The organism is Azospirillum sp. UFLA03-27, from assembly GCF_059803775.1.
In genome coordinates this window covers 1-12,246 of record NZ_JAUQTX010000205.1, presented here as the reverse complement: position 1 = coordinate 12,246, position 12,246 = coordinate 1, and the positions used below count along the sequence as shown (strand labels likewise).

The window sequence follows — 12,246 nt, the reverse complement described above, 5'->3', positions numbered from 1 at the left end:
CGAGATAGCTGTTATAGTCTCGTGGGCTCGGAGATGTGTATAAGAGACAGGTCCATACGCAAGAACGGCCGCCGCTTACGGCAGCGTGACCGGCGCGGCGGTGGCGAAGCCGAGCTGGCCCAGTTGCGCGTCGAAGAAGTAATTGTAGGCCAGCAGCAGGTTGATGCCCGTGTTGACGAAGGCGATGTCGGCGTCCGGCACGACCGGTTCCAGCGACGCCGGGGCCGCCGCGGTGGACAGCGCGGTGTTTATGGCGAAGATGTCCTTGACCGGGGCCGCGCTGGACATGGAGAAGCTGTAGGTCATCACAGGCTCCGCGTCGGGGCTGGACCCGTTCGGCACGGCGATGGTGATTTCCGCTCCGCCGAGATTGGCCACCCAGTTCTTCACCTGCGGAACGCTCATCATCGCGCCGGTGACCCCCCTGTCGAGCAGCAGCGTGGCGCTCAGCGGCAGCGCGTCGTTGATCGTGCTGACGGTGATGGTCGCCGGAGCGGTCAGCCAATAGGGCTGGGCCGGCGCCGCCGGCCAGGAGGTTCCCGATGCCGGGGCGCAGTTGCAGTCGTTGGTGACGTTCGGCGTGACCGGCGGCTTGGCCGAGGTCAGCGCGACGGTCTGCCCGTTGAAGGGGGCGGCCGTGAACTGGGCGGTCGTGACGCCCAGCGCTATGCAGCCGCTCGCCCCGCTCCCCGCCGAGGACAGCAGATAGGACGGGTAGAGCGGCTGGCCGTTCGCCGACGCCGAGAGGAACGGGTTGCTCAGCGTATAGACCACCTGATCGGATTGACTGGCGTTCGCGGTGTAGCCCAGCGCCGGGCGGCCGAAGCCGACGCCTATCATGCCCATGCCCGGATCGACCGGACTCTGGACGCCGGGCGTGCCGGTGTTGCCGGCGTATTGCGCGCCGAAGACCACCAGCGGCCCGGCCTCGCAGACCGAAACGACCTGCTTCGACTCGTCCAGCGACGCGCCGAGCGCTAGGCTGGGCACGAGATAGAGGCAGCCGGCCAGCGTGTTGCCCGACGGGTGATAGGTGATCTGCGCCGGCCCGAGCGACACAACGCCCGCGGCCAGCCCCTTCGACGTGTCGCCGTCGACCATCAGCAAAGTTGCGGGGATGACGATGCCGGTCGAACCGGTGTCGACCTGCACCTCGTGCAGCAGGCCACTCGGCGTGCCGATGGTGACGTTGAGGGAGTTGCTGTAGCCCGGCAGGTTGAAGGGCTGGCGGACCACCGGAATATCGACTGGCGCGGCGTAGGTGATGGGGGTATCGGACATGTGCTGCTCCTACAAGAAATTGGATGGAGCAGCACATTTCCTCAGATCAAATGAACATTCAAACATCTCATCAATACGCACGCATTTGTATTATTGTAATTTCCTAGAAAAAAGGAGAATGAGACCAAGAATGCTTGATGGATTATATTTTCACGGACCGCAACGACGATTCGTTCTTCAGTTTATTGCCCCAAGAAAAGAAGCGGGCGCCGACACGCGCCATCCGACCGGACGCTTCCGCCGCATGGACAACCGACCCCGCCCCCGGCATCATCGCTCACCACCTCGGGATGCATCCCGAAGGCCGCACCATCGAAAAGCGGGGGAAGCGCGCATGTCCATCACCGACGTCACCAGCAGCACGCCCGCCGCTTTCGGCGCCAACGCCAAGCCGGCTCCGGCAAAAGGACCCGATGCTGCCACGTCGGGAACCGCCGCGCCAACGATCGGCCGCAACGGCGCGGTGGATATGGTCAGCCTGTCTCCCGACGCGGTCCGGGCCATGAAGGCCGGGGTCATCTCCTTCACGGTGCCAAAGGCCGACGAGGCGGCGGCGAAGGACCCGGTGGCGGCGCGCATGGAAACCATGCTCGCCCGCCGCGACTACGACCTCAAGCAGGCCGACTACATGCGAGAGGCGATGGGCATGCTGCGCCAGACGCTCAACCTGCCCGAGGACCAGCCCATTTTCCTGGGTGGCGCTGCGCATGGCCTGCTGGACAAGCTGGCGGCGAAGAACGGCCTCCGCAAACCCGAGATGCCGAACGCGCTGCGCGCCGCCAGGGTGAAGGACCCGTTCGCGGAGGACGCCGACGCCGAGTCCGGCGTGATCGGCGTCGGCATCCCCAACAGCGGCAAGGAGATGCAGGTCGTCTTCGACCGGCTCGGCCTCGCCGGCCGGTCCGCCAAGACGGACGATCCGCTGCGCATGATCGCGCTGAAGGACGGGAGCGACCACAGCGGCCCGCTGCTCGGCGCCATCAAGGAGGGAAGGCTGGGACGCCTCACCGACACCCGGCCGGACCAGGGTGCCAGCCTGTGGGCGGTGACCGACCGAGATGGGGAATCGAACGCCCAGGTCCTCGCCTCCGTCCGCTCGGTCGGCATGGACGACGTCGCCACCGACATGGCCACGAACCTGCTGAAAGGGTTGAAAGGGCTGTTCGCCGGGGCCTGAGGCCCGCCGCGCCGGTTCGCCGCGCACGCCCCCGCTCATGGTGGCATTCCTGGCGTGAGCCTACTATATTTGGCGGATGCCGATCCGCATGTTGCCCGACACGCTCGTCAACCGCATCGCCGCCGGCGAGGTGATCGAGCGGCCCGCCGCCGCCGTCAAGGAACTGGTGGAGAACGCCATCGACGCCGGGGCCACCCGCATCGACGTGGTGGTGCGTGATGGCGGCAAGTCGCTCATCACCATCACCGACGACGGCTGCGGCATGGGACCGGACGATCTGGCGCTGGCCGTGGAGCGGCACGCCACCTCCAAGCTGCCGTCCGACGACCTGCTCGACATCCGCTCCTTGGGCTTCCGCGGGGAGGCGCTGCCCTCCATCGGTGCGGTCAGCCGCCTGACCCTGACCAGCCGCCCGCGCGGCGCCGACAGCGCCTGGGCGCTGACCGTGGACGCCGGCCTGAAGGGCGCGCCGCAGCCCGCCGCACTGGCCCAGGGCACCCGCGTCGAGGTGCGCGACCTGTTCGCCGCCGTGCCCGCCCGCCTGAAGTTCCTGAAGGCCGCCCGGACCGAGTTCGACCACATCGGCGACTGCATCGAACGGCTGGCGATGGCCCATCCCGGCGTGGCCTTCACGCTGGACGGCGACAACCGCTCGACGCTGCGCCTGTCGGCGGCGCAGGGCGACCTGCTCGACGCCCGGCTGACCCGGCTGGGCGCCCTGATGGGCCGCGATTTCCAGGACAACGCCGTGCCGGTGCAGGCGGCCCGCGAGGGGGTGACGCTCGCCGGCTGGATCGGCCTGCCCACCCTGCACCGCCCCACCGCCCGCCACCAGCACCTGTTCGTCAACGGCCGCCCGGTGCGGGACAAGCTGATGGTCGGCGCGGTGCGGGCGGCCTACGCCGATTTCCTGCCGCGCGACCGCCACCCCATGCTGGCGCTGTTCCTCGACCTCGACCCGCAGGAGGTGGACGTGAACGTCCACCCCGCCAAGGCGGAGGTGCGCTTCCGCGACCAGGGTCTGGTGCGCGGGTTGATCGTCGGCGCGCTCAAACACGCGCTGGCCGAGGCCGGGCATCGCGCCTCGACCACCGTGGGGCTGGCGACTCTGGGTGCGCTGCGCCCGGAGAGCAGCGAGATGGACGCGGACGGAGCCATTCCATCGCCCTCCCCCCTGCCCTACCGCAGCCCGGGGCACCAGCCGGCGCAGTCCTGGGGCGGCAGCTACGGCTCCGTCGTTCCGCGCGGGCTGGCCGACCGGGCGACCGCCTTCCAGGCGCCCCATCAGGCGCCGCTCCCTCCCTTGCAGGGCCGCCTCGCCGGCTGGCAGGCCGCGCCCGCCGCGCGCCCACCGGACTACTCGGCCCAGGCCGCCGCCGCTGCTCCGCCGCTGGACAGCCACCCGCTGGGCGCGGCCCGCGCCCAGGTCCACAACACCTACATCGTCGCCCAGACAAGCGAGGGCATCGTCATCGTCGACCAGCACGCCGCCCATGAGCGGCTGGTCTATGAAAGGATGAAAACCGCCCTGTTGGAGGGCGGCGTTAAGCGGCAGGCCCTTCTGATCCCGGAACTGGTGGAGTTGGACGAACCGTCCGCCAACCGTCTGCTGGGCCGCGCCGCGGAACTGGCCGAGCTGGGCCTGGCGGTTGAGGGTTTCGGCCCCGGCTGCGTCCTGGTGCGCGAAGTGCCCGCGCTGCTGGGCCAGAGCGACGTGAAGGGCCTCGTCCGCGACCTCGCCGAAGAGTTGGCGGAGTTGGGCGATGCGCTGTCGTTGAAGGAACGGCTGGAGCATGTGTGCGGCACCATGGCCTGTCACGGCTCCGTCCGCGCCGGACGGTCGCTCAGCGTCGAGGAGATGAACGCCCTGCTCCGCCAGATGGAGGCCACCCCCCACAGCGGCCAATGCAACCACGGCCGCCCGACCTATGTGGAGCTGAAGCTGTCCGACATTGAGCGGCTGTTCGGGCGCCGCTAGATTTGTCGGACACCACCTGCGCCCACCATGGCCGAGAGGACCGGGGTTCAGCCCGGTTCGTCATCGTGATCCCCGCGCTTCTCCGGCAAGCCAGTCGACGAAGCCGGCAACCAGCTTTCCGGCAGCGGCCTGACGTGGAATAAGCGCGACATACCCCGTCCTCGGCACCCGGATCTCCGGCAGCGGCGTCATCAGCCTTCCGTTGGCAACGTCGATCCCGAGCATTGGCAACGGGCCGATCCCAATGCCAAGCCCATCTTCCACCGCCTGACGGGTCACGAAAAAGTGATCAAATATCTGGCGGGGATGCCCGGCAAGGTGTTCGAGCCCTGCCGCCTCCAGCCAGTTCGTCCAATCGCCGGCGCGGGTTTCGCTTGCAAGCAGCGTATGTCCCTCGATGTCGGCGGGCTTCAGGATCGGCCGTCGCGCGAACAGCGCCGGGCTCATGATCAGCGTATCCACATCATCCAGCACCGGGACGACGCGATGGTGAGGCCACACGTCGTCCCGGGCAACGCCGCGCCGGATCGCCACGTCGACCCCACCGCGCAATTCCTCAAGCACGGTCGAAACCGTGGTAACCGCGACTTCGACCTGCGGATGATCGGCGTGGTACCGGTTGAGGCGCGGGATCAGCCAGCGCATCGCGAAGCTGGTCGGGGCGCTGACACGCAAGATACGGCGCGCGTCGGGCCGGCCACACGCTTCCGCCGCGACGGCCAGACGATCGAAGGAAAGACCGACCTCGGCAGCGAAAATTCTCGCCATCGGCGTCGCGACCATGCGGCGTCCGTCCTTCATGAAGAGCCTCTGCCCGAGCCAGCTTTCGAGCGCAGCGATCTGGCGGCTTACCGCGCCATGGGTGAGGCCGAGTTCGGCCCCGGCGTCGGCATAGCTGCCGGTCCGAGCCGCAACCTCGAAAATGCGCAAGGCATTCAAGGGGGGAAGGCGGCGCACGTGCGATCCGTGAGAAAAACGAACGTTATTCGTGATGCAAAGCATACTAGTCGATGAAATCTCACACGTATACCATGCTGTTGAGATGAGCCCAGCCGAGCAATGCCCGTTGCATTTGCGAGAAATCCATCAACGATGAAATCGAGACATTGCAGTAATCAACAAAAGAGAAGCCTGGCGGGGGCATGCCTCGCCCACGCGCTGCACGACGGGTACACCGACGCTCTCTATGTTTTCCTGCCGGTATGGCAGGCGCAGTTCGGCCTTTCCTATGCAGCGCTTGCCGTCGTCCGCGCGCTCTATTCCGGGACGATGGGAGGCCTGCAAATCCCGGCCGACCGAGTGCTCCGCAGCTTGTCGCCGCGAGCGGCGTTGATCCTGTCGACCGTCCTCGCATTGACGGGCTTGCTGATCATGGCGTCGCCGTTCGGCTTTGCGGGTCTTTGCATCGGCCTCGTGGTGGCCGGCGTCGGATCGAGCATCCAGCACCCATGTGGGTCCATGCTCGTCACCGTGAGTTACGGCACGGCATCGCGACACCCGCTCGGCATCTACAACTTTTCGGGCGATCTTGGAAAAGCCGCGCTGCCGGCACTCGTCGCGGTGCTTCTGCCGACTCTCGGCTGGCAGCCGGTGCTGGGGCTGATGGCGGTGCTTGGAATCGCCCTGTCGGTCGTCCTGGTGCCGCTGGTGCCGGCGGTCCCCCTCACCAGGACCGCCAAGACGGGGGCGGCTTCCGGCCAGGGCCGCGGCGGCTTCGGCATTCTGACGGTGATCGGCGCACTCGATACGGCGACCCGCATGGGCTATCTGCTGTTTCTGCCCTTCCTCATCCATGGACAGGGTGGAGACTCGGCGACAGTCGGAATCGCGCTCGCCCTGCTGTTCATCGGCGGTGCGTTCGGAAAGGCGACGTGCAGCCGGCTCGGGGAGCGGCTGGGGGTCGTCGGCAGCGTCATGCTGACCGAAGCCGCAACGGCCTTGCTGATCACGGCGACGCTGTTCACGCCGTTGACGCCAACGCTCATCCTGCTGCCGCTGCTCGGCATCGTGCTCAACGGCACCTCTTCGGTGCTCTACGGCACCGTGCCGGAGCTTTCCGACGGCGATACGGGCCGGGCTTTCGCGGTTTTTTACACGAGTGTGATCGGTTCCGGAGGCGTTGCACCGATCCTCTACGGCGCGATTGCCGATCACAGCACCCAGACGATTGGTGTGCTGGCCTCGGCGGCGACCGCCGCCCTGATCGTTCCGCTTGTCCTGACGCTGAGGCCCCATCTGAGCAACTCCACCGCGGGACCGTACGGGCAGGCCGGCGTCTCCCGGCACCGGAGTTGAGGTGGATTGGCCAAGGCCGGCAATGAGCCGCCGGCATTCCGTTGCTTCCCGCCACCGCATGAAGGCTCTTCCAATGAACACCATCCCTCAGGCGCCGCTGATTTTGATAACGGGTGGCGGGCGTGGCATGGGCGCGGCGACCGCACGGCTTGCCGCCGCCCAGGGCTACGATGTCGCAATCAGCTTCGTCGCCAACGAGTCCGCGGCCCGTGCGGTGGCGGCGGATGTGGAAGCTCTGGGGCGCCGGGCTTTGCCCGTGCGCGCCGACAGCGCGGACCCGGCGCAGGTCACCCAGTTGTTCGCCGCGATCGACCGGGAGTTCGGCCGGATCGACGTCCTGGTCAACAACGCCGCGGTGCTTGCGCGGCAGTCCCGGACCGAGGATCTCGACTTCGAGCGGATGCAGCGCATCTTCGCGGTCAACGCGATCGGCCCGATCCTCTGCGCGCAGCAGGCAGCGAAGCGCATGTCGTATCGCCACAACGGGCGGGGCGGCGTGGTGATCAACATCTCATCGACATCGGCCCGGCTCGGCAGTCCGAATGAATATGTCGACTACGCCGCCTCGAAGGGGGCCCTTGAAACCTTCACGATCGGCTTCGCCAAGGAGGTCGCGCGGGACGGCATCCGCGTCAACTGCATCCGCCCCGGGCATATCTACACGGACATGCATGCGAGCGGTGGAGAGCCGGGACGGGTGGATCGAGTCAAGGACTCGATCCCCATGGGACGAGGCGGTCAGCCCGAGGAGGTCGCGCGGGCGATCCTATGGCTGGCGAGCGCCGAGGCCTCCTTCATCACCGGCACGTTCCTCGATGTCACCGGCGGCAAGTGAGCAACGGGGTCGGCGTTGGGCCCTGCCCTCGACGAACCGTACCAACACAGATCATATCAGCGCCTCGGCCTGTGCGAGCGTCTGGCCCGCTGCATAGAGGACCCGCGCCCTTCTGATCGCTGCCGGGTACGCCGATGCCGACGACGGCGATACCCTGCGCAGCGATCCCGTGGTCATCACCGCCCTGTTGGAAACGGCTGCCCTGCGCTTCGCACCAAAGCCGCGAAGTCCTGTTCGGCGTGGTAGGAGGAGCGGGTCAGCGGGCTTGCCGAAACCAACCGGAAACCCTTGGCCCGTGCTGCTCGTTCGTATTCGGCGAACTCCCCCGGCGGGGCGTAGCGCACCACCGGGTGGTGGCGCGGCGTGGGCCGCAGATACTGGCCGATGGTCAGGAAATCGACGCCCGCCACCCGCAGATCGTCCATGACCTGAAGCACCTCGGCGCGCTCCTCGCCAAGGCCCAGCATGATGCCGGATTTGGTGAAGATCTCCGGGTGCCGGTTCTTGGCCTGATCGAGAAGGCGCAACGAGTGATAGTAGCGCGCCCCCGGCCGCACCGTCGCGTACAGGCGCGGCACGGTTTCCAGGTTGTGGTTGAAGACGTCCGGCCGGGCATCGGCGACGGTCTCGATGGCTCCCGTCTTGTTGCGGAAGTCGGGAGTCAGGATCTCGATCGTCGTTGCGGGCGAGACGGCGCGGACCCGTTCAATGCAACGCACGAACTGCCGGGCACCGCCGTCCGGCAGGTCGTCGCGGTCCACCGAGGTGATGACCACATGGCGCAGGCCGAGTTCCAGAACCGCCTCGGCCAGCCGGTCCGGTTCTTGCGGATCGAGCGCGTCGGGCCGTCCGGTCGCCACGTTGCAGAAGGCGCAGGCCCGCGTGCATACGCTGCCCAGGATCATCACCGTCGCGTGCCGCTTGCTCCAGCATTCGCCGATGTTGGGACAGGCGGCCTCCTCGCAGACCGTGTGCAGGGCATGTCGGCGGACGAGGGCGCGGGTGTCCTCATTGGCACCGGTCGACGGCGCGCGGGCCCGAAGCCAAGCCGGTTTCTCGGCCTGATGAACAAGCGCAGTGGGTGACGCGGGCATGGCCGTTACTCCGCCGCGACGGCCGGGGCCGCCGGCTGCACGATGATCTCCACGTTCCGGTCCTTGTTGTGGACCAGTTCTTCGAACCCGCGCGAGACGATCATGTTCGTTTCCTCCAATTGTGTCGTTGCCAATTTTGCCGTTGAACGGTGTGCGTCGGCTCGAAATCGCCGGGTTGCGGTCAGATGAAGACCATTCCGCCGTCGACCAGCAGGGATTGGCCGGTCATGAAGTCGGAATCGGACGAGGCGAGGAAGCGGGCCACCCCCACCAGATCCTCCGCCGTCGAAGGACGGCCCAGCACGGCCCCGGCCGCGAAATGGTTGAACGCCTCGTCCTCGGCCGTCGTCAGGCCAGTGTCGCGGAATCCCTTGTCGATGATCTTCCACATCTCCGTCGCGACGACGCCGGGGCAGATCGCGTTGGCGGTGATCTTCTCCTTGCCGAAGGCGCGCGCCGCCGCCTGGGTCAAGGCAACCACCGCGAACTTGCTGGCCGAGTAATGGGCGAGCGGTTCGTACCCTTGCTTGCCGGCGATGGAGGCGGTGTTGATGATCTTTCCACCCCCGCCTTGCGCGCGGAAGGTCTTGATCGCCTCCTGCATGCCGATCAGCACACCCAGCGCGTTGACGTCGGTGACGAAACGCCAGTCCTCCTCCGTGATGTCGAGAAAGGGCTTGGTCTGGGCGACGCCCGCGTTGTTGAAGATGACGTCGAGGCGCCCGAAGGAGGCGACGGCCGTGTCGATCATGTGGCGGACGGCGGCGCGGTCGCGGACGTCCACCGTGACCGCGACGGCGTCGCCACCCTCCGCGCGGATGGACTCCGCCACCGTCCGCGCATCCTCCTCCGTACGATCGGCAATGATCAGCCGCGCGCCGTCGGCCACGAGCGCGCGGGCTATGGTGGCGCCGATCCCGCGGCCGGCACCGGTGACGATGATGCTCTTGTCCTTGAGGTTGGGCATGGTGCGTCTCCAGGGGCCGGTTTGAGAGAGCCGCAAGCCGGCCGGACGGGTGGAAGGGTCAGGCGTTTTTCGTGACGTGGTCCTTGAGGAGGGCGTTGACCTTCCCGGCCGCCTCCATCTGCACCATGTGACCGGCGTTCGGGACCACCTCGACCCGCGCGGCGGAGCGTAGCGCGGTGGCGTGGGCGGCGGGGATGACGCGATCCTCCGCGCCCCACACGACCAGCGTCGGCACCTTCGCGGCCTCGACCGCCTCACCGAGAATGGTCGTCTGTTCCCCGTTCCCGAACATCGAGGACGCAATGGCCCGAAGCGCACCGTCCACGCCGTCCAGCCGCTTGTACTTCAGCAGGTCGTCGGTCATCTGGCGGTTGACGAGGCCGGCGTCGGCGAACAGGGTCTCCAGCACCGGCTTCAGGTCGCGGCGCGAGGTCGCGTCGATGAAGCCCGTGATGTAGCCCTGGTTGATCTCCCGCCCCAGGCCGGCCGAGCAGATCAGCGACAGCGACGCCACCCGCTCCGGCGCGTCGAGCGCCGTGCGCATGGACACCGCACCGCCCATGGAATGACCGACCAGATGCGCGGCCTTGATGCCCACCGCGTCCATGAAGTCCCGCACCGCCTTCGACAGGCCGGACAGCGTCGGATCGGGCAGCGTCTTGGCGGACTGGCCGTGCCCCGGCAGATCCAGCGCGTAGACCGTGGCGCCCTCCGCCAGGGCGTCGATGGTGAACAGCCAGTTGTCGAGATCGCCGCCGAAGCCATGGACCAGCAGCACGGTCGTCGCCGCGTCGCCGCGCCGGGCGTAGCGGATGGTGCCCGCCGCCGTCTCGGCGAACTCGTAGCGCGGGCCGGCATCCGCCCCGTCCTCCTCGCCGTCGGCGGCGGGGACGGCGTAACCGGCGATGAAGGCATCGATGTCGCTGTCCGGCACGTCGGGTTCGGCCAGCACGGCGATCAGCGCCTTCACCGGGTAGACGGTGCCGGGCTCGCCCAGCACCCGGCGCAGCACGCCGGTCTCGCCGGCCTCGACCACGTTGGTGATCTTATCGGTCTCGACCTCCAGAAGGTCGTCGCCCAGGTTGACGGTGGCTCCCGGCTGCTTCAGCCAGCCGGTGACCTTGCCCTCCGACATGGACAGGCCCCACTTGGGCATGACGATGGGCTTGATGCGCTCGTTGAGAGTGGTCATGAAAAAGTGGCTCCGGGATCAGGCGGCGAGGGTGCTGCGGGGCGAGGGGGCCATCGTGCGGCGGACGGCGGCGGCGACGGCCTCGGCGCTGGGGATGTAGAGATCCTCCAGCGAGGGCGAGAAGGGCACCGGCGTGTGCGGCGGCGTCACCATCTGGATGCCGGACTTCAGCGCGCCGAAGGCGTTCTGCGCCACGAAGGCCGAAATGTCGGTGGCGAGGTTGCAGCGCGGGTGCGCCTCGTCCACCACGACCAGCCGGCCGGTGCGCTCCACGCTGTCGATGATGGTGTCCCAGTCGATGGGCGACAGGGTGCGCAGGTCGATGACCTCCGCTTCCACCTTGTCCTTGGCAAGCGCGTCCGCGGCCTCCATGGCGCGGTGGACGGTCAGGCCGTAGCTGACGATGGTGACGTGATCGCCGTCGCGGAGCACGTTCGCCTCGCCGAAGGGGATGGCGTAGGACTCCGCCGGCACCTCGGTCTCATGACCGTAGAGGTTCTTGTGCTCGCAGAAGATGACCGGGTCGTTGTCGCGGATCGACTGGATCAGCAGGCCCTTGGCGTCATAGGCGTTCGACGGGCAGACGACCTTCAACCCCGGGATGTGGGTGAACAGCGGGGTGAGCATCTGCGAATGCTGGGCCGCCGCGCGGAAGCCCGCGCCGACCATGCCGCGGATCACCACCGGCGTCTCCGCCTTGCCCCCGAACATGTAGCGGAACTTGGCCGCCTGGTTGAAGATCTGGTCGAAGCAGACGCCCATGAAGTCCATGAACATCAGCTCCGCGACCGGGCGCATGCCGCAGGCGGCGGCGCCGATGGCGGCACCGATGTAGGCGGATTCCGACAGGGGCGTGTCCAGCAGGCGGTCGCCGTGCTTGGCGAACAGGCCCTTGGTGACGCCCAGCACGCCGCCCCAGGCGTCGTCCTCGCCGGGCGCGCCGGTGCCGCCGACGATGTCCTCGCCCATGAGGATGACGGTCGGGTCGCGGCGCATTTCGAGGTCCAACGCCTCGTTGATCGCCGTCTTCATACTGATTTTGCGGGACATGGTGTTTCCTCCGGTGAATGCCGTTTTTTGGCGTGGGCCGCTCAGTAGGCGACGTAGACGTCTTTCAGCAGGTCGGCGGCGACGGGCAGCGGGGCCGCCTTGGCGCAGCGCACGGCGTCCTCGATCAGCGCGTTCACCTCGCGGTCGATGGCCTCCAGCTCGGCGGGGGCGACGGTGCCGGTTTCGGTCAGGCGCTGGGAGAGCAGCTTGATGCAGTCGCGGTTGGCGCGCAGGCTCTCCACCTCGCCCTTGGCGCGGTAGGTCTGGGCGTCGCCTTCGAAATGGCCGTAGAAGCGGACCATGTTGCATTCCAGCAGCGCCGGGCCGCCGCCTTCGCGGGCGCGCCTGATGATTTCGCCGGCCGCCTCGTGCACCGC

At 67.7% G+C, this 12,246-nt stretch carries 11 protein-coding genes; 4 read left to right on the top strand and 7 right to left on the bottom strand.

Translation table 11 applies throughout. The features are described 5' to 3' along the window. Window positions 1-75 precede the first annotated feature (75 nt). Window positions 76-1,281 carry a hypothetical protein gene (locus Q4I23_RS24425; protein WP_498527934.1) on the bottom strand — a complete coding sequence of 402 codons (1,206 nt, stop codon included), beginning with the start codon at window positions 1,279-1,281 and terminating at the stop codon, window positions 76-78. Window positions 1,282-1,615: 334 nt separating this feature from the next. Here Q4I23_RS24425 and Q4I23_RS24420 point away from each other — a divergent pair, with 334 nt between their 5' ends. Both Q4I23_RS24420 and mutL read left to right on the top strand, forming a co-directional pair. Further along, window positions 1,616-2,458, top strand: coding sequence for a hypothetical protein (locus Q4I23_RS24420; RefSeq protein WP_498527933.1), 843 nt, complete (start codon window positions 1,616-1,618; stop codon window positions 2,456-2,458). Between the two features lie 76 nt (window positions 2,459-2,534). After that, the gene (mutL, locus tag Q4I23_RS24415; protein ID WP_498527932.1) at window positions 2,535-4,436 is read left to right on the top strand and encodes a DNA mismatch repair endonuclease MutL; all 1,902 of its coding nucleotides are present in this window, start codon (window positions 2,535-2,537) and stop codon (window positions 4,434-4,436) included. A 60-nt stretch (window positions 4,437-4,496) separates the two neighbouring features. Here mutL and Q4I23_RS24410 read toward each other — a convergent pair whose 3' ends face one another. Further along, window positions 4,497-5,393 carry a LysR substrate-binding domain-containing protein gene (locus Q4I23_RS24410; protein ID WP_498527931.1) on the bottom strand — a complete coding sequence of 299 codons (897 nt, stop codon included), beginning with the start codon at window positions 5,391-5,393 and terminating at the stop codon, window positions 4,497-4,499. 135 nt (window positions 5,394-5,528) lie between these two features. Between Q4I23_RS24410 and Q4I23_RS24405 the strand changes: the two genes are divergently transcribed. Both Q4I23_RS24405 and Q4I23_RS24400 read left to right on the top strand, forming a co-directional pair. Further along, a complete protein-coding gene (locus Q4I23_RS24405; RefSeq protein WP_498527930.1) occupies window positions 5,529-6,731 on the top strand; it encodes an MFS transporter in 1,203 nt (400 codons plus the stop codon). Between the two features lie 73 nt (window positions 6,732-6,804). Beyond that, window positions 6,805-7,566, top strand: coding sequence for an SDR family oxidoreductase (locus Q4I23_RS24400; RefSeq protein WP_498527929.1), 762 nt, complete (start codon window positions 6,805-6,807; stop codon window positions 7,564-7,566). Window positions 7,567-7,742: 176 nt separating this feature from the next. On the opposite strand, the gene lipA is transcribed toward Q4I23_RS24400, so the two are convergent. The 5 genes from lipA to Q4I23_RS24375 form a co-directional block, all read right to left on the bottom strand. Next, on the bottom strand, window positions 7,743-8,660 hold the full coding sequence (gene lipA / locus Q4I23_RS24395) for a lipoyl synthase (RefSeq protein WP_454018948.1): 918 nt from the start codon (window positions 8,658-8,660) through the stop codon (window positions 7,743-7,745). 181 nt (window positions 8,661-8,841) lie between these two features. Beyond that, window positions 8,842-9,627 (bottom strand): SDR family NAD(P)-dependent oxidoreductase, encoded by a 786-nt coding sequence (locus Q4I23_RS24390; protein ID WP_498527928.1) that lies wholly within the window; start codon window positions 9,625-9,627, stop codon window positions 8,842-8,844. Between the two features lie 58 nt (window positions 9,628-9,685). Continuing rightward, window positions 9,686-10,819: an acetoin dehydrogenase dihydrolipoyllysine-residue acetyltransferase subunit gene (locus tag Q4I23_RS24385; protein ID WP_498527927.1), complete on the bottom strand. Its 1,134-nt coding sequence runs from the start codon at window positions 10,817-10,819 to the stop codon at window positions 9,686-9,688. A gap of 18 nt (window positions 10,820-10,837) precedes the next feature. Then, entirely contained in the window at window positions 10,838-11,869 is a 1,032-nt protein-coding gene (locus Q4I23_RS24380) for an alpha-ketoacid dehydrogenase subunit beta (RefSeq protein WP_119506555.1), read from the bottom strand. A 41-nt stretch (window positions 11,870-11,910) separates the two neighbouring features. Beyond that, a partial coding sequence (locus Q4I23_RS24375) for a thiamine pyrophosphate-dependent enzyme (RefSeq protein WP_498527926.1) occupies window positions 11,911-12,246 on the bottom strand: 336 nt, incomplete at its 5' end.

Bases quoted from the DNA above. Each gene is read 5' to 3' on its own strand.
- Q4I23_RS24385 (WP_498527927.1), bottom strand. From the start codon at position 10,819: ATGACCACTCTCAACGAGCGCATCAAGCCCATCGTCATGCCCAAGTGG.
- Q4I23_RS24380 (WP_119506555.1), bottom strand. From the start codon at position 11,869: ATGTCCCGCAAAATCAGTATGAAGACGGCGATCAACGAGGCGTTGGAC.
- Q4I23_RS24425 (WP_498527934.1), bottom strand. From the start codon at position 1,281: ATGTCCGATACCCCCATCACCTACGCCGCGCCAGTCGATATTCCGGTG.
- Q4I23_RS24390 (WP_498527928.1), bottom strand. From the start codon at position 9,627: ATGCCCAACCTCAAGGACAAGAGCATCATCGTCACCGGTGCCGGCCGC.
- Q4I23_RS24420 (WP_498527933.1), top strand. From the start codon at position 1,616: ATGTCCATCACCGACGTCACCAGCAGCACGCCCGCCGCTTTCGGCGCC.
- Q4I23_RS24405 (WP_498527930.1), top strand. From the start codon at position 5,529: ATGAAATCGAGACATTGCAGTAATCAACAAAAGAGAAGCCTGGCGGGG.
- mutL (WP_498527932.1), top strand. From the start codon at position 2,535: ATGCCGATCCGCATGTTGCCCGACACGCTCGTCAACCGCATCGCCGCC.
- Q4I23_RS24400 (WP_498527929.1), top strand. From the start codon at position 6,805: ATGAACACCATCCCTCAGGCGCCGCTGATTTTGATAACGGGTGGCGGG.
- lipA (WP_454018948.1), bottom strand. From the start codon at position 8,660: ATGCCCGCGTCACCCACTGCGCTTGTTCATCAGGCCGAGAAACCGGCT.